At 39.3% G+C, this 15,941-nt stretch carries 19 protein-coding genes; 17 read left to right on the top strand and 2 right to left on the bottom strand.

The window, feature by feature from the left end; all coding sequences use genetic code 11:
• The first annotated feature begins 100 nt into the window (after positions 1-100).
• From mazG to yjgA, 9 genes are all read left to right on the top strand, one after another.
• The gene (mazG, locus tag ACS604_RS09750; RefSeq protein WP_151963963.1) at positions 101-907 is read left to right on the top strand and encodes a nucleoside triphosphate pyrophosphohydrolase; all 807 of its coding nucleotides are present in this window, start codon (positions 101-103) and stop codon (positions 905-907) included.
• Complete coding sequence (locus tag ACS604_RS09745; protein ID WP_474771541.1) at positions 876-1,280, top strand: ComEA family DNA-binding protein; 405 nt, start codon at positions 876-878, stop codon at positions 1,278-1,280. The genes mazG and ACS604_RS09745 overlap by 32 nt, the downstream gene beginning before the upstream one ends.
• A 125-nt stretch (positions 1,281-1,405) precedes the next feature.
• Complete coding sequence (pcnB, locus tag ACS604_RS09740; RefSeq protein ID WP_004794561.1) at positions 1,406-2,869, top strand: polynucleotide adenylyltransferase PcnB; 1,464 nt, start codon at positions 1,406-1,408, stop codon at positions 2,867-2,869.
• A complete protein-coding gene (gene folK, locus ACS604_RS09735) occupies positions 2,866-3,348 on the top strand; it encodes a 2-amino-4-hydroxy-6-hydroxymethyldihydropteridine diphosphokinase (protein WP_013198930.1) in 483 nt (160 codons plus the stop codon). The genes pcnB and folK overlap by 4 nt, the downstream gene beginning before the upstream one ends.
• A 46-nt stretch (positions 3,349-3,394) precedes the next feature.
• Complete coding sequence (panB, locus tag ACS604_RS09730) at positions 3,395-4,204, top strand: 3-methyl-2-oxobutanoate hydroxymethyltransferase (protein WP_004794557.1); 810 nt, start codon at positions 3,395-3,397, stop codon at positions 4,202-4,204.
• Between the two features lie 3 nt (positions 4,205-4,207).
• A complete protein-coding gene (panC, locus tag ACS604_RS09725) occupies positions 4,208-5,056 on the top strand; it encodes a pantoate--beta-alanine ligase (RefSeq protein WP_111855404.1) in 849 nt (282 codons plus the stop codon).
• 24 nt (positions 5,057-5,080) lie between these two features.
• The gene (rapZ, locus tag ACS604_RS09720) at positions 5,081-5,932 is read left to right on the top strand and encodes an RNase adapter RapZ (protein ID WP_004794551.1); all 852 of its coding nucleotides are present in this window, start codon (positions 5,081-5,083) and stop codon (positions 5,930-5,932) included.
• A complete protein-coding gene (locus tag ACS604_RS09715; RefSeq protein WP_013198928.1) occupies positions 5,929-6,198 on the top strand; it encodes an HPr family phosphocarrier protein in 270 nt (89 codons plus the stop codon). Before rapZ ends, ACS604_RS09715 begins: the two co-directional genes overlap by 4 nt.
• 2 nt (positions 6,199-6,200) lie before the next feature.
• A complete protein-coding gene (gene yjgA, locus ACS604_RS09710; RefSeq protein WP_004794549.1) occupies positions 6,201-6,737 on the top strand; it encodes a ribosome biogenesis factor YjgA in 537 nt (178 codons plus the stop codon).
• Positions 6,738-6,782: 45 nt separating this feature from the next.
• On the opposite strand, the gene ACS604_RS09705 is transcribed toward yjgA, so the two are convergent.
• Positions 6,783-8,420: an acyl-CoA synthetase gene (locus ACS604_RS09705; protein ID WP_474771536.1), complete on the bottom strand. Its 1,638-nt coding sequence runs from the start codon at positions 8,418-8,420 to the stop codon at positions 6,783-6,785.
• 392 nt (positions 8,421-8,812) lie between these two features.
• On the opposite strand from ACS604_RS09705, the gene thrS reads away from it, so the two are divergent.
• The 4 genes from thrS (at position 8,813) to ACS604_RS09685 (ending at position 12,628) form a co-directional block, all read left to right on the top strand.
• Positions 8,813-10,735 carry a threonine--tRNA ligase gene (gene thrS / locus ACS604_RS09700; RefSeq protein ID WP_004794546.1) on the top strand — a complete coding sequence of 641 codons (1,923 nt, stop codon included), beginning with the start codon at positions 8,813-8,815 and terminating at the stop codon, positions 10,733-10,735.
• A gap of 5 nt (positions 10,736-10,740) precedes the next feature.
• Entirely contained in the window at positions 10,741-11,292 is a 552-nt protein-coding gene (gene infC / locus ACS604_RS09695) for a translation initiation factor IF-3 (RefSeq protein ID WP_081399203.1), read from the top strand.
• Between the two features lie 229 nt (positions 11,293-11,521).
• Complete coding sequence (locus tag ACS604_RS09690; protein ID WP_353155687.1) at positions 11,522-12,142, top strand: glutathione S-transferase N-terminal domain-containing protein; 621 nt, start codon at positions 11,522-11,524, stop codon at positions 12,140-12,142.
• Between the two features lie 57 nt (positions 12,143-12,199).
• Positions 12,200-12,628 (top strand): YqaA family protein, encoded by a 429-nt coding sequence (locus ACS604_RS09685; protein WP_004794540.1) that lies wholly within the window; start codon positions 12,200-12,202, stop codon positions 12,626-12,628.
• 44 nt (positions 12,629-12,672) lie between these two features.
• Here ACS604_RS09685 and nreB read toward each other — a convergent pair whose 3' ends face one another.
• On the bottom strand, positions 12,673-13,926 hold the full coding sequence (nreB, locus tag ACS604_RS09680) for a nickel resistance MFS transporter NreB (RefSeq protein WP_004794538.1): 1,254 nt from the start codon (positions 13,924-13,926) through the stop codon (positions 12,673-12,675).
• Positions 13,927-14,162: 236 nt separating this feature from the next.
• Here nreB and rpmI point away from each other — a divergent pair, with 236 nt between their 5' ends.
• From rpmI to ACS604_RS09660, 4 genes are all read left to right on the top strand, one after another.
• Complete coding sequence (rpmI, locus tag ACS604_RS09675; RefSeq protein WP_003655048.1) at positions 14,163-14,357, top strand: 50S ribosomal protein L35; 195 nt, start codon at positions 14,163-14,165, stop codon at positions 14,355-14,357.
• An 11-nt stretch (positions 14,358-14,368) separates the two neighbouring features.
• Positions 14,369-14,728, top strand: coding sequence for a 50S ribosomal protein L20 (rplT, locus tag ACS604_RS09670; protein WP_000124858.1), 360 nt, complete (start codon positions 14,369-14,371; stop codon positions 14,726-14,728).
• A 92-nt stretch (positions 14,729-14,820) separates the two neighbouring features.
• The gene (locus ACS604_RS09665; RefSeq protein ID WP_474771814.1) at positions 14,821-15,411 is read left to right on the top strand and encodes an NADAR family protein; all 591 of its coding nucleotides are present in this window, start codon (positions 14,821-14,823) and stop codon (positions 15,409-15,411) included.
• Positions 15,412-15,435: 24 nt separating this feature from the next.
• Positions 15,436-15,939 (top strand): N-acetyltransferase family protein, encoded by a 504-nt coding sequence (locus tag ACS604_RS09660; protein ID WP_474771525.1) that lies wholly within the window; start codon positions 15,436-15,438, stop codon positions 15,937-15,939.
• The last annotated feature ends 2 nt before the right edge of the window (positions 15,940-15,941 follow it).

Here is a 15,941-nt window from a genome sequence, read left to right as displayed (position 1 = left end):
TGTCAGTACAATAGTGCGACTGATTTAATCGCTTTGATTTTGATCATAACAAATTAAAATCTTAGTTTTACTGACCGACTTTTTAAACTTGAGGGTTACCATGGATAAATTGCTTAAAATCATGCAAGAGTTACGAGAAAAATGTCCGTGGGATCAACAACAAACTCCAATGTCACTGACTAAATATGCGATTGAAGAAGCATATGAAGTTGAGGCTGCTGTTCGTCAGGGTAATATCGATGAAATCAGAAATGAGCTAGGCGATTTGTTATTACAAGTTGTGTTTCAATCACAAATGTTTAGTGAGCAAGGTGCTTTTAACTTTCAAGATGTTGTTGAGGCAATAAGTGAAAAGTTAATACGCCGTCATCCACATGTTTTTCAGGCAGATCAATTTAATAATTTAACGCCAGAGCAAGTAAGTGAGCTTTGGAAACAAATTAAACAGCAAGAAAAACAAGGCAATCCGCAATCAAGGTTGGATGAAATTAAGCATGGACCAGCTCTATTGCAGGCACAAGAAATTCAAGAAAATGTCGCAAAAGTTGGTTTTGACTTTGAAACCGTAGAAGATGCTTATGGAAAACTAGAAGAAGAGCTAGACGAGTTTAAGCAAGCACTAAAAAATCAAAATATTGATGAAATTCAAGATGAATTTGGAGATTGCCTGTTTTCATTAGTCAATGTAGGACGTAAACTTGCGATTTCAAGTGAAACATCACTTTTATCAACAATACATAAATTTAGAAGCCGTTTTGCTTTTATTGAAGATCAAGCCCAAAAACAGCAAAGAACATTAGAAGACATGACCTTGTCTGAAATGGATGAATTGTGGAATCAGGCAAAGCGGCAGTTAAGATTAGGGGAAAAAACACATGCAGCTCAGCATGAATCTTTGGAAGAGTAAGTCTTATATTTTTATTATTTTATTTTGGAGCCTGATTTCTTCAACCTTTGTTCAGGCTCAATCTTTTGATCAAAATTTTAAGGAGTGGAAGGCTAAACAGCAGATGTATGATCAGAAGTTAAGCATGCAACACGTCTCTCATTCTAGTATTCAAAAAAGCTCAGCCATGACTGACTCTTCGGGACAAGTTCACTTGAATCAAGCCAATATTGATGAGCTTAAAAAGTTAAAAGGTATTGGTGAGAAAAAGGCTCAAGCGATTGTAGAATACCGTCAAAAAAATGGTGGCTTTAAAAATATTGATGAATTAAAAAGCGTAAAGGGCATTGGTCCAGCCATTTTTGAAAAGAATAAAGCACGTTTGACTTTATAAATCATCTGTTTGTCAATTGTCATTTCATGCGCAAACTACAGAGAATCAAATTGCCCTTTGTGTGCGTTAGAGCTATGATTAGCGACAACTTGTTATTTACGTCCTGACGTAGGAGACAGCGTCTTTTGCAAACCTTGCGAGCGTCAAAATGTGGTTTGTCCACAGCCCAACTTCCTTCTTCGATTTTAGATGTGATCGATAGCCTGACTAAAGCTGGCTATGAAGCTTATATTGTTGGGGGTGGTGTCCGTGATTTAATGCTAGGGTTTAATCCTAAAGATTTCGATGCAGTAACCAATGCGACACCTTCTCAAATTAAAGAAGTTTTTGGCAGACGTTGCCGAATCATTGGTCGTCGATTTGAATTGGCACATGTCTATTCAGGGCGTGAGCTTATTGAAGTTGCTACATTCCGTGCCCCTCCTAAAAAAGCAGTCACTAGTGCCTCAGGCATGATTTTACGTGACAATAACTGGGGGACTATCGAACAAGACTTTGCTCGACGTGATTTTTCAATCAATACGCTATATTACCAACCGCGTAAGAGTATTGTGCTTGATTTCTGCAAAGCAATTGACGATGTAAAAAATAAAACTTTACGTTTATTGGGCGATCCGGCACAGCGCTTCGAAGAAGATCCAGTGCGTATGCTGCGAACTCTACGTTTTGCAGCCAAGTTGAATTTCAAAATTGATTCAAATATTCTCGATATCTTTGATGCTGAAATGACGCAATTACTGCGTGATGTCTCTCCGCATCGCTTATACGATGAATCTCAGAAGCTTTTCACAATGGGGCATTTGGCGCGTGTTTTGCCAATGTTGATCGAGTTTGGTGTCTGGAAGCAACTCTTTGCAGATATTCAGCCTAATCTCACTCCGTTTATTCTCAGAGCAGCAAAGAATACAGATCAACGTATTCAAGTTGGGAAAACAATTAACCCAGCATTTTTCTATGCAGTGTTATTGTGGCAACCATTTTTAGAGCGTTGTGAGTTTTATTTATCTAAAGGTATTGTGCCGGCTGAAGCCCGTGCGCAGGCTGGTTTAGATGTCTTAAAACGCCAAGCAACACGTACAGTTATTCCTCGCTTTGCAGAAACTTTTATTCGTGAAGTTTGGGAAATGCAGACCCGTTTGCTTAATCCAAAACCACAGCAAATAGAAGCATTGGCTGGACATGCTCGTTTCCGTGCAGGTTTTGACTTCTTATTACTTCGTGAAAAGTCAGGTGATGACACAACACAAGGAATGGGAAGCTGGTGGGAAGCCTACCAAGAAATGTCAAATGACGAAAAAGAAGCTGCGATTAGCCAATATAATCGTCAGAAAGCTAGAAACCGTCGTAAAGCTGCTGCTGAGCCTATTGAAAATAATAAAGTTGACACGGAAATTGAACCTTTGGTTGATATTCCGGAACCACGTACTCGCCGTGGGAAAAAAGAACGTACTAGACAAGATCAGGCAGTTGGCCGATTTGTTGAAAAAGCGACTACTTCTGAAGCAGGCGTGATAGGCGATCATCCAATTTTAAAACGTAAGCGGGTACAACGTGATTTAAGCCAAGTCGTTTTTGGGCCAACGCAATGACAATAACCACTTATATTGGTTTAGGAAGTAATTTAGGCGATTCACGTCAAATTTTATCTGAAGCCATTGCTAAGCTTAAGACGTTAGGAATGGTTAAAGTCTCTAGACTTTATCAAAGTCCGCCTATGGGACCTCAAGATCAGCCAAATTATTTAAATGCAGTTGCAGAATTAAATACCGATCTTGCGCCTTTAGATTTGCTGGATCATTTACAACGTTTTGAGCAAGAAGCAGGCCGTGTACGACTTCGTCGTTGGGGTGAGCGAACCTTAGATCTGGATTTGCTTATTTATGGCAATGAAAAAATTCACAATGAGCGCTTAACTGTGCCGCACATAGGCATTCTACAACGAGATTTCGTTGTGATTCCTTTATTAGATTTAGATGCTGATTTACAGATTAATGATCAGCCACTTAAAAATTTAGAACTGATACAGCAGCCAACGCTGACTGTACTTGCGGATGAGTCTTGGGCTTAAGCTCTCGATTCATTATGTTCTGCAAACTCCTGTAGAGGATATCATCATGATTAGTCTAAGTGACTTAAGAAAATTTAAAGCCGAAGGACGTAAGTTCTCTTGTCTAACTTGTTACGATGCAAGCATGGCAAAAGCAATGGAACTTGCTGAAATTGATACAATCTTAATTGGTGATTCTCTTGGAATGGCAATTCAAGGGCGAGATTCAACTTTGCCAGTAACTGTTGAAGATATGGCTTATCATACGGCAGCGGTGCGCCGTGGTAATCAGCATGCCTTGATTATGACAGACTTGCCATTTATGAGTTATGCAACCTTGAATGATGCTTTGCAAAATGCAAGAACAGTCATGCAAGCTGGCGCTCAAATGGTGAAAATCGAAGGTGGTGCATGGTTAAGTGAAATCGTGCAGGTTTTAACCCGTAATGGTGTACCTGTTTGTGTACATTTAGGTTTAACACCTCAATCTGTACATGTATTCGGTGGCTATAAATTACAAGCTAGAACACGTGAAGCAGCAGATCAGCTTATTGCTGATTGTACAGCAGTGGTTGAGGCGGGTGCAGCGGTATTATTACTTGAATGTGTTCCTGCTCAATTGGGTCAAGAAATTGCTGAATTATTCCCAAATACGCCTGTAATTGGTATTGGCGCAGGTAATGCAACTGATGGTCAAGTATTGGTTGTACAAGATATGTTGGGCCTAACTTTTGGTCGAGTTGCGCGCTTTGTACGTAACTTTATGAAAGAACAATCAGGTGAAACTGCCATTTTAGATGCTTTCAAAGCTTTTCATGCTGCTGTGCAGGATCAGTCATTCCCTGCTAAAGAACATACTTTTCACGTTGAGCTGTAATTCATGAAAACAGAAACCACAATACAAGGTCTTGCAGCTTCTTTAAATCCTGCTAGAGCTGCACGTAAAATTATTGGTTTTGTCCCAACCATGGGAAATCTACATGAAGGGCATCTCACACTTGTTCGTGAAGCGAAAAAGCTATGTGATGTTGTGGTTGTAAGTATCTTCGTAAATCCGACTCAATTTGGTCCAGGCGAAGATTTTGACAGCTATCCTCGTACTTTAGAGCAGGATAGTCGCCTACTTGCGGATGTTGGCTGTGACATTATTTTTGCGCCCTCAGTTGAGCAAATGTACGGTACACAACCACGTTTAACAAACATCAGTGTCAGCCAGATTACAGATGCTTTATGTGGTAGTTCACGTCCAGGACACTTTGATGGTGTCGCTCTGGTTGTAACTAAGCTCTTTAATATTGTGCAACCGAATTACGCTTTCTTTGGACAAAAAGATTACCAACAGTTAGCCGTTATTCGTCAGTTTGTACAAGATTTAAATATTCCTTTAGAAGTGATTGGTGTGCCAATTGTTCGTGCAGCAGATGGTTTAGCGCTTAGCTCAAGAAATGGTTATTTAAGCGCTGAGCACCGTCAGATTGCTCCGGTTATTTATCAAAGTTTGAAGCAGGCTGAGCAACAGTTACATCAAGGCAAAGATTTGCAACAAGTTGTAGAAGATATCAAAACTCAGTTGACAGATAATGGTTTTGTTGTTGATTATGTCGAAGCTCGTCAGACAAATCTGTTACCTGCTACTCAATTTGATCGTGATATTGTGTTGTTTGTCGCGGCAAAACTAGGTGCAACCCGTTTGATTGATAATTTAGAAGTTGCCTTTACACCCCAATAAAAGAGATCAAAGGACAGCCATGCCATGAAGCGTATACTTATCGTGACAGGACAGTCTGGTTCAGGAAAATCTTCGGCCCTTCAAGTATTAGAAGATTTGGGCTATTACTGTATTGATAATTTGCCTTTGGCATTGCTGCCTGAAATTGTGGCAAAGCTAGATCATGAAAATAATCTGGAGCAATTGGCTTTAGGTGTGGATGTCAGAAGTACTCGGGCAGATATGCAAGAGTTCGATCATGTGTTTGAGCAATTACAAAGACATGGAACTGTTGATGTTATTTACTTGACGACACAAGATCAGGATTTGATTGCGCGTTTTAGTGCATCTCGTCGCCCGCATCCATTAGCTAATCGTTTTAAAAGTCTGTTGCAATGTATTCATGAAGAAAAGCAGTTACTGCTTCCAATTCAGTTCCGTGCTACGGTTCATATTGATACAACGGATAAAAGTGTTCATGATTTAAAGCATATTTTACTGTCTAAATTGGGGCAGTCAGATAAGCTTATTGTCATATTGCAGTCATTTGGATATAAACATGGCATTCCTTTAGATGCCGATTATGTTTTTGATGTACGGCATTTACCAAATCCGCATTGGGATTTAGAATTAAGACGTTTTTCTGGTTTGGATGAGCCAGTAAGACTATTTTTAGAAGCAAGTCCGCAAGCAAACGAAATGTTTGATGATATTCTTCACTTCTTAAAAAAATGGCTTCCCGCATTTGCTGAAGGACATCGTCACTATATGACGATTTCTATTGGTTGCACTGGGGGGCAACATCGTTCGGTTTATATCGTAGATAGACTAAAACAAGCACTTGAGGCAGAATGGTCTGTTCAGGTCTTACACAGAGAAATGAAGCACTGGTCATGATAGACACAACTGTTGATGTAATTAATAAACTCGGTTTACATGCTCGTGCATCAGGAAAACTGATAGAGGTCACTACAAAGTTTCGTTCGTCAATCCAGATTGGAAAAGGCGATCATTTGGTAGATGCAAAAAATATTATGTCTTTGCTGATGTTAGGTGCAGGTAAAGGAACCACTTTGCGATTGGTCATTGATGGTACCGACGAAGAGCAGGCATTAAATGAAGTACTGGCGTTATTCGCAGCAAAATTTTATGAGGCAGATTAATCGTGGCACGTGGTTCCCAACGTTATACTGAAGAAGATTTCGGTTCTTTAGAAGGACGTGCAAGTAAAACCGAACAGAAAAAAGCAGTGCAACGCATGGCTGCTTTAGGTGAGCAACTCGCACAACTTTCTATTAAACAAATTCAGAAACTTCCAGTTGATGAGCGTTTAATTGATGCTTTAATGGAAGTGCAGAACATTAGTTCTTTTGAAGCACGTCGTCGCCAATTTCAACGTATTGGTAAGTTATTGCGCAATGAAGATGAGACGATTATTTTGTCTTATTTAACCCCGCAGCAAGGTGCGAAAAGACAAGCTCAATTAATGCGTTGGGTCGACCGTATGATTGAGCAGGGTGATCCTGCAATTAATGAATTTAGTAAAATTTATAATGCATCGGAACGTCACACCTTGCGTCAGCATGTGTTGAGAATAAACCGCGATAAAACTCAACAGGCGAGTGAAGCAGATATTGAGGCATCAAAAGTTAAATTTGTTAACTATGTGCAGCAAATCGCATTATTGTCTGATCAAGGCTAAATGCGCTTAAATAAAAAAGCGACGCTCAAGGCGTCGCTTTTTTATTTATATATTCTCAGCACGTTCTTTTGCCCATTCTCGCAAAATAAACTTCTGTAATTTGCCGGTCGATGTTTTTGGAATTTCTGTAATAACCACATCTTTAGGAACTTTAAAGCGAGCTAACTCTTTTTGGCAATGTTCGATAATTTCTTCAGGTGTCGCTGTGGCACCCATTTTTAATTCAATAAATGCGCAGGGTACTTCTTGCCAACGAGCATCGGGTTTAGCGACGACGGCAGCAGTTAAAACAGCTGGGTGTCTATACAACACATCTTCTACTTCTAAAGATGAAATATTTTCTCCACCTGAAATAATAATGTCTTTCGAACGGTCAGTAATTTTTGCATAGCCATCTGGATGGCAAACGGCTAAGTCTCCCGTGTGGAACCATCCGCCAGCAAAAGCTTCTTGAGTTGCTTGAGGGTTCTTTAAATAGCCTTTCATGACAATATTGCCACGAAACATAATTTCCCCCATGGTTTGTCCATCATTCGGGACAGGCTGCATTGTTTCGGGGTCTAACACACGCATACTGTCTTGTAATGGGTAGGGTACACCTTGACGGGAATGAAGCTGAGCTTGTTCAGCAATTGAAAGTTCATTCCATCCTGATTGTGAAGCACACAAGGCAGAAGGACCATATGTTTCTGTTAAGCCATAAACATGGTTGACGTTAATTCCCATGTTTCGCATACCTTCAATAATAGCAACTGGAGGAGCTGCACCAGCAACCATCACTTCAACATGGTGATCAAAGTTGGTTTGTTTTTCTTTAGGTAAGTTAATAATCATTGAAAGAACAATCGGTGCACCACAGAAATAATCAACCTTATGTTCTGCAATGAGTTGCATGACTAATTCTGGGTCGACTTTGCGCAAACAAATATTCGTTCCACCGCTGGCTGCGATACTCCATGCAAAACACCAGCCATTACAATGGAAAAGTGGTAATGTCCATAAATACACAGCACGAGGTTTCATGCCACAGGCTAAGATATTGCTTGCAGCATTGAGATAAGCCCCACGATGATGATAGACCACACCTTTAGGATTACCTGTAGTTCCAGATGTGTAATTTAAGCTAATCGCATCCCACTCATCTTCTGGTAAATGCCATACAAAGTTAATATCGCCTTGGGCTATCCATTCTTCATATTCAAAAGAACCAATAAACTGATTTTCGCCTTCATATTCATCATCAGCTACATCAATCACAATAATGTGTTGGTCAGGAATAAGAGAGAGGGCTTCTCTTGCCAAATTAACAAATTCAGGGTCAACCAAAAGCACTTTGCTTTCAGCATGTTCCAGCATGAAAGCTATTGTTTTTGCATCTAAGCGTGTATTGAGTGTATTGAGTACGGCACCAGCCATTGGAACTGCGAAGTGTGCTTCAACCATGGCTGGAATATTTGGTAATAAGATCGACACCGTATCATTTTTTTCAATGCCCAGCTGTTTGAGCTGAGAAGCAAACTGGCAACAACGTTGGTAAGTTTCTTTCCATGAAATTTGGCGCTTACCATGAATAATTGAAGCTTGATTCGGATAAATATAGGCTGCACGCTCTAAGTAGCGTAGAGGTGACAGTGCAACAAAGTTTGCGGGTGTGCGTGGTAATTCATCATAAGCACTAACCATGGTAAACAACTCCGTGTTCTATTTTTAATTCATTCTTTGAAAATATGACTTAATACTCATCAAAGCATCTATGCTTTAGTCTTAAATAGAAATACCCTTCAGTCAGAAAATGAGCAAAAATGCTATTTTCTTCATCTTAAACCACTTGCGCTGAGTGTGTTTAAAAAATCTTCCCAATATATTTTAAGTCATTTATTGCTGTTTACCTGATAAGCAAAATGTATTTATGATTTTGTGGGCTCAAAGGTTTTCACTTTGCTTGAACAAGTGTAAAATCTTTGAGGTTTTTTAATTTTGATTTACACCGTTTTTATATTTTGAGGTTCGCCTCGATCATAATCTCGCGGTGAAATGCTCCTTCGTATAGGGCATCACTCCTTAAGGATTTTTTTATGCCAATTATCACATTGCCAAATGGCGATCAAAAGAGTTTTGATCACGCTGTATCTGTTATGGAAGTTGCCCAAAGTATCGGGCCTGGTCTAGCAAAAAATACTGTTGCTGGCCGTGTAAATGATCGCTTAGTTGATGCATGTGACTTAATTACCGAAGATTCGACCTTACAAATTATCACTCCAAAAGATGAAGAAGGTCTTGAAATTATTCGCCATTCTTGTGCACACCTTGTAGGGCATGCTGTCAAACAGCTATTTCCTGAAGCCAAGATGGTGATTGGTCCAGTCATTGAAGAAGGTTTTTACTACGACATCTGGATGCCTCGTCCGTTTACATTAGACGATATGGCCGCGATTGAAGAGCGCATGAAAAAGCTCATCGATCAAGATTACGATGTCGTTAAAAAAATGACACCGCGTGATGAAGTAATTGCTGAATTTACTGCACGTGGCGAAGAATACAAATTACGCTTGATTGCAGACATGCCTGAAGAAACACAAATGGGCTTGTACTACCATCAAGATTATTTGGATATGTGTCGTGGTCCACACGTACCAAACACCAAATTCTTAAAATCATTCAAGCTGACAAAAATCTCTGGCGCTTACTGGCGCGGTGATGCGAAGAATGAACAGCTTCAACGTATTTATGGTACAGCATGGGCTGATAAGAAACAGCTTGCTGCGTACATTAAGCGTATTGAAGAAGCTGAAAAGCGCGACCACCGTAAAATTGGTAAAGCCTTGGACTTATTCCATATGCAAGAAGAAGCACCTGGTATGGTGTTCTGGCATCCAAATGGTTGGACGATTTATCAAGTTCTTGAACAATACATGCGTAAAGTTCAGCAAGACAATGGTTACCTCGAGATTAAAACTCCACAAATCGTAGACTTTACGCTTTGGGAAAAATCTGGTCATGCGGCAAACTACGCTGACAACATGTTTACGACTCATTCTGAAAGTCGTAATTATGCGGTTAAGCCAATGAACTGCCCATGTCACGTGCAAGTTTTCAACCAAGGTTTGAAGTCTTACCGTGATTTACCAATTCGTTTAGCCGAGTTCGGTTCTTGCCATCGTAACGAACCATCTGGTTCTTTACACGGTATTATGCGTGTACGCGGTTTTACACAAGATGATGCTCATATCTTCTGTACGAAAGAACAAATTGGTCAAGAAGTTGCAGACTTTATTAAACTCACTTTAGATGTTTATAAAGATTTTGGCTTTGAAGAAGTGCAAATGAAACTGTCTACACGTCCAGAAAAACGTGTGGGTGATGATGCACTTTGGGATATGGCTGAGAAATCTTTAGCAGATGCTTTAGATGCAGCGGGTCTTGAGTGGGAATTACAGCCAGGTGAAGGTGCGTTCTACGGTCCGAAAATTGAATTCTCATTGAAAGACTGTCTCGGACGTGTATGGCAATGTGGTACTATTCAGTGTGACTTCAACTTACCAGAGCGTTTAGATGCGTCTTACGTAACTGAAGACAATGATCGTGATCAGCCTGTTATGTTGCATCGTGCAATTCTTGGCAGTTTTGAACGTTTTATTGGTATACTAATTGAACACTACGCTGGTTTCATGCCACCTTGGTTGTCGCCGTTACAAGCATGTGTTATGAATATTACTGACTCTCAAGCTGAGGCTTGTGAGAAAGTCGTAGCAAAACTCAAAGAAAATGGTCTTCGTGCTATTTCTGACTTGAGAAACGAAAAAATCGGATTTAAGATTCGTGAGCGTACTTTAGAGCGTATTCCTTACCTGTTAGTTCTTGGTGATCGAGAAGTTGAAGAAGGTACAGTGAATGTACGTACGCGCTCAGGAAAAAATTTAGGTACTATGTCAGTAGATGCATTCATTGACTTAGTGAAGTCTGCCGTCGCCGAACGCGGCCGGTATATTGTGGAGTAAGAAAGATTAAACAGCCTGACCGTAACCAACAACAAGGTGCAAAAAGCAACCGTCCAGCAATTAACGATGAGATCCGTGCAAAAGAAGTACGCCTCGTCGGTGCTGAAGGTGAGCAAAAAGGAATTGTTTCATTAAGTGAAGCACTGCGTGCTGCTGAAGAGGTTGAACTTGATCTTGTTGAGATCGTTGCAAACGCCGAGCCGCCTGTTTGTAAAATTATGGATTACAACAAGCACTTGTTTGACCTTAAGCAGAAGCAAAAAGATGCGAAGAAAAAACAGCATCAAGTGCAAGTGAAGGAAATCAAACTGCGCCCTGCAACTGATGTTGGTGATTATCAAGTTAAGCTTCGTGCTATTTTGAAATTCCTTGAAGAAGGAAACAAAGTGAAGATCACTTTACGTTTCCGTGGTCGTGAAATGGCTCATCAACAACTTGGCTTAGCTCAATTGCAAAAAATTGAAGCAGACGTGGCTGAGTATGGGGTTGTGGAACAAGCACCAAAAATGGAAGGCCGTCAAATGGGTATGTTACTTGGACCGAAAAAGAAAAAGTAATACTCAAAAAAAAGCACTGCAAAAGCAGTGCTTTTTTTTATTCTAATATTAATAAAAAATATCACTTAACTTTTCTTTGTTCAGTTTTATTTAAGACAATTGCTATATTTTTTTAAGAAATTCAATTCACGAATTTTATGTGTTTTTTAGTGTTGGAAATCTCATCGCTCCTCTTAAAACATGATATAACGCAAGACGCAGTCATGATAACGATGAATAGGAAAATAGAATGATTGATCTATATTATTGGGGCACTCCCAATGGACATAAAATCACAATTGCCTTAGAAGAAATGGGACTGGATTACACCCTTTACCCAATTAATATTTTAGAAAATGATCAATTTCAACCAGATTTCCTGAGAATTTCTCCAAATAATAAAATTCCTGCGATTGTTGATCAAAATGGACCTCGTGGTGAGCCGATATCTATATTTGAATCGGGTGCTATCTTGCAATATCTAGGTCGAAAAACTGGATTATTTTATCCAAATGATGAACAAGAGCGAGTTGAGGTTGAGCAGTGGCTCATGTGGCAAATGGGCGGGTTAGGACCTATGCTTGGGCAAAATCATCATTTTAATCGTTTCGCCGCAGAAAAAATTCCTTATGCCATAGATCGCTATGTAAATGAAACTAAACGTTTATATGGTGTACTTAATAAACAATTAATTGGTCAGAAGTTTGTTGCAGGCGAGTACTCGATTGCTGACATGGCAATTTTACCTTGGATATTGCGTTATGAATGGCAAGGTATTCAACTTGAAGATTACCCATATGTACAAGAATATATTGTCCGCTTAACAGCACGCCCAGCAGTTCAGAAAGCATTATCGATTAAAGTGGCTTAATTTCTTGCCTCGATTTAATAAATGCTTAAAGCAAAAAGTCATTTGGTGTAATTGATTATGCTGAGTTACTTTTTGCTTTTTATCAGTGCTTTTGGCGCTGCCACATTATTACCTCTACAGTCTGAAGCGGTATTGGTCACCTTATTATTAAAGGGACAATATTCAGCTTTGCTTTTAATCAGTACTGCTACTTTGGGTAATGTCTTAGGTTCTTGTGTCAATTGGTGGTTAGGCCTAAAGATAGAGCAGTTTAAACATCGAAAGTGGTTTCCAGTTTCTGAAAAACGTTTAGAACAAGCCCAGCGCTTTTATCATAAGTATGGTTTTTACTCCTTACTTTTGAGTTGGGCACCTATCATTGGCGATCCAATTACTTTGGTTGCTGGACTCTTCAAAGAAAATTTTTGGCGTTTCCTTGGTATTGTTATTATTGCCAAAGCAGGACGCTATTTGTTTATTTACTGGGTGGTGATGGGTTTTATTTAAAATAAAAAAGCATCCGAAGATGCTTTGATTTATAACTATTTAAATTAATCTTCTGAGCTTCTGGTGATATCAACTTTAAATAGATCGTTCGTTTTGATCCAACAGAAAGTCACAACAACCAGCGTCATGCAGCCTCCAAAAATTGTAGCGGTAATCGTGCCTAAATATTTAGCCGCTAAACCTGATTCAAAGGCTCCTAATTCATTACTTGAAGATACAAACATACCGTTTACGGCAGCAACGCGGCCTCGCATATTTTCTGGTGGGAAAATTTGCAAAATGGTTTGTCTTACAACAACAGAAATACTGTCACATGCGCCTGTCATAGCAAGAGCAAAAAGAGATAGCCACATATTTTTTGAGAAGGCGAATAGAATAGTAAATATTCCGAAACCTGCTACAGCAAGTAACATGTTACGCCATGCGTGCTGAGTTGGCGGAAAGCGAGTCAAAGCAATCATCGTGATAAGTGCGCCTATAGATGGAGCTGCTCGTAAATATCCAAGCCCTTCAGGACCGACTTTTAATATATCTTCTGCGAAAATTGGTAACAACGCGATAACGCCACCAAATAAAACAGAAGCTAAATCAAGAGAAATCGCCCAAAGAACAATTTTGGTTTTCCAGATAAAACGGAAACCTTCTCCTAAGCTTTCTAGAATATTGTCAGTTTCAATTTTAGGGAAATTACGTTTATGCAATAAGTTAATTAAAATAAAGCAAATGCCAAGTAAAACAGCAACGCTAAATAGGCTGGTTTCTCTACCTAAATAAGCAAGCATGAAACCACCCAGCATTGGTCCAATAATTACACCACTTTGCCAACCAATGGTTGTCCATGTCGCACCATTTGCATAAAGTTCGCGTGGAATTAAAAATGGTTTTAAAGATGTTGCAGAAGGATTGTAGAAACCGCGGATTGTTCCTAAACCGAAAATAACAGCATAAATGCCCCAAGAAAGGAAGCTAACACTGATATGCTCTAAACCATGTAAGTGGAAAAGTAACCATAAAACCAAGGGAAGGGGAACCGCAAAAAATAAACAGATTTTCATAATAATCTGTTTATTAAACCTATCTGCAAAATAGCCTCCCCAAAGAGAAAGGGCAATAAAAGGAATGGCTTCTGCAAGTCCAATTAAACCTAAAGTCAGTGGGTCTTTGGTGATTTGATATAATGAATAGGCAACAATAATTTCTTGAATCAAAATTGCGAGCGTTAAGCAAAACTGATTGATCGTAACGATAGAAAAGTCTCGATACCGTAATGCAGCGAAAGCATCATTTTGTATATTCATATTCTTTTGAATTTAGGATATTGTACTTATTATAGGCGATGATTTTATGGATTTTCTCGTAATTTGATAATTGATTATAGAAAATATCGTTTATATAAAATAGACAATTTACTATCAAAAAATGAGCATTTTACTTTTGTTTTAAGTTGGGATGCTTTAGAATATCGGCTCCCTTACCTGCAGGTCGTTTTTGCAATGGTGCAAACGTTCCGAACAGGTGTTCAAAAGAGGTTGTTATGCCTAAGATGAAAACTCGCCGCGGTGCTGCTAAACGCTTCAAGGCGACTGCACACGGTTTCAAGCGCAAACAAGCATTTAAGCGCCACATTTTGACCAAAAAATCTGCTAAACGTATCCGTCAATTACGCGGCTGTGTAATGGTTCATGTTTCTGACGTGAACTCAGTTCGTCGTATGTGCCCATACATCTAAGGAGATTATAAATGGCTCGTGTAAAACGTGGTGTAGTGGCTCATCGTCGTCACAAAAAAATTCTTGCTCGCGCTAAAGGTTACTATGGTGCTCGTTCACGCGTTTACCGCGTAGCGTTCCAAGCGGTAATCAAAGCTGGTCAATACGCTTATCGTGACCGCCGTCAAAAGAAACGTCAATTCCGTGCTCTATGGATTGCGCGTATCAATGCTGGTGCTCGTCAAAACGGTTTGTCTTACAGCCGTATGATCGATGGCTTGAAAAAAGCTCAAGTGATCATCGACCGTCGCGTATTAGCTGACATCGCTATGCATGATGCAGTAGCATTTGCTGCTTTAGCTGAAAAAGCTAAAGGCGCATTAGCTGCATAAGCTTAGAGATTCAAAAAGAGGCCGCTTTTTAGCGGTCTTTTTTATTTTTAGTGGTTCTATTTAAAAAAAGAGAAAATAATCAGAGATAAATGATGAAAGACGAAAAATTTCTAAATGACTTAATTCAAAAAGTACAGCAAGGCCACCAGTTTAAGTACTTATATTTCTGGGGGCATACTCCCAAACAAGCTGATCTTGTTGATAAAAGCTGTTTTAGCCAGTGGTTTCCTGCGCAATTTAAAGTGGAAGGTGATGAATACTTTACTGCTGAGCACTATATGATGGCGCAAAAAGCAAAATTATTTAATGATGAAGAAAATTTTGCACGGATCTTGCAGGTTAAACATCCGAATGAGGCGAAACAGCTTGGTCGTAAAGTGCGTAATTATGATGAACAGGTATGGCAAGAAAATCGGTTTGACATTGTCGTACAGGCGAACTTTGCTAAATTCTCTCAGCATCATAAATTGAAAGAATTCTTATTAGCCACAAAAGATCGTATTTTAGTTGAAGCATCTCCAGTCGATAAAATTTGGGGAGTTGGTATGGCACAAGACCATCCACATATTCAAAATCCATCTCAATGGCAAGGCTTAAATTTGTTAGGTTTTACTTTAATGCATGTTCGAGAGTGGCTTTTAGCTGAAGAAGTTTATATGAAACAAATGGGTGCTTCACTTTAAAAGTAGTGATATGAGGGGAACGAATTGCAATCACTAAGTGAAACAGAAATTCGTATAGCTAATTTTATGGATGCATTATCTATTGCAGAAGTGCATGTGCAGTGTTGGAAAGAAACCTATACAGGTATGCTTAAGCAGGAAATATTGGATGAGCTTAACGTACTAGATAAAGAACAGTTATGGAAAGAAATCACCAAAAGTCCTGATCATAAGTTATTTATCTATTCTGAAAATGGAATAGTGAAAGGCTTTCTCGATGGTCATTTAAATCCAGAAAATAATATTGCTGAAATTCTTGCTTTTTATCTTTTAAGAGAAGTTCAAAAACAAGGCATAGGCCGTGAGTTATTCCAGAAGTTCTATCAATGCGCTTTAAATCAAGGTTATGCTTTTATTCGTTTAGAAGTCTTTAACAAAAATCCGAGTCGCTTCTTCTATGAAAAAATGGGAGCCAGAATAATTGGCGAAACCGAACTACCTGAGTTCAGCTTCGAAATAACAGAATTACTTTATCAATGGGAACTGTAATT

This window comes from Acinetobacter sp. Li1LvA2 (assembly GCF_056156705.1).
This window is presented reverse-complemented; position numbering and strand designations above follow the sequence as displayed.

Bases quoted from the DNA above. Each gene is read 5' to 3' on its own strand.
- ACS604_RS09685 (WP_004794540.1), top strand. From the start codon at position 12,200: ATGCTGAGTTACTTTTTGCTTTTTATCAGTGCTTTTGGCGCTGCCACA.
- ACS604_RS09665 (WP_474771814.1), top strand. From the start codon at position 14,821: ATGAAAGACGAAAAATTTCTAAATGACTTAATTCAAAAAGTACAGCAA.
- rplT (WP_000124858.1), top strand. From the start codon at position 14,369: ATGGCTCGTGTAAAACGTGGTGTAGTGGCTCATCGTCGTCACAAAAAA.
- rpmI (WP_003655048.1), top strand. From the start codon at position 14,163: ATGCCTAAGATGAAAACTCGCCGCGGTGCTGCTAAACGCTTCAAGGCG.
- nreB (WP_004794538.1), bottom strand. From the start codon at position 13,926: ATGAATATACAAAATGATGCTTTCGCTGCATTACGGTATCGAGACTTT.
- thrS (WP_004794546.1), top strand. From the start codon at position 8,813: ATGCCAATTATCACATTGCCAAATGGCGATCAAAAGAGTTTTGATCAC.
- ACS604_RS09745 (WP_474771541.1), top strand. From the start codon at position 876: ATGCAGCTCAGCATGAATCTTTGGAAGAGTAAGTCTTATATTTTTATT.
- folK (WP_013198930.1), top strand. From the start codon at position 2,866: ATGACAATAACCACTTATATTGGTTTAGGAAGTAATTTAGGCGATTCA.
- panC (WP_111855404.1), top strand. From the start codon at position 4,208: ATGAAAACAGAAACCACAATACAAGGTCTTGCAGCTTCTTTAAATCCT.
- rapZ (WP_004794551.1), top strand. From the start codon at position 5,081: ATGAAGCGTATACTTATCGTGACAGGACAGTCTGGTTCAGGAAAATCT.
- panB (WP_004794557.1), top strand. From the start codon at position 3,395: ATGATTAGTCTAAGTGACTTAAGAAAATTTAAAGCCGAAGGACGTAAG.
- ACS604_RS09690 (WP_353155687.1), top strand. From the start codon at position 11,522: ATGATTGATCTATATTATTGGGGCACTCCCAATGGACATAAAATCACA.
- ACS604_RS09715 (WP_013198928.1), top strand. From the start codon at position 5,929: ATGATAGACACAACTGTTGATGTAATTAATAAACTCGGTTTACATGCT.
- ACS604_RS09705 (WP_474771536.1), bottom strand. From the start codon at position 8,420: ATGGTTAGTGCTTATGATGAATTACCACGCACACCCGCAAACTTTGTT.
- mazG (WP_151963963.1), top strand. From the start codon at position 101: ATGGATAAATTGCTTAAAATCATGCAAGAGTTACGAGAAAAATGTCCG.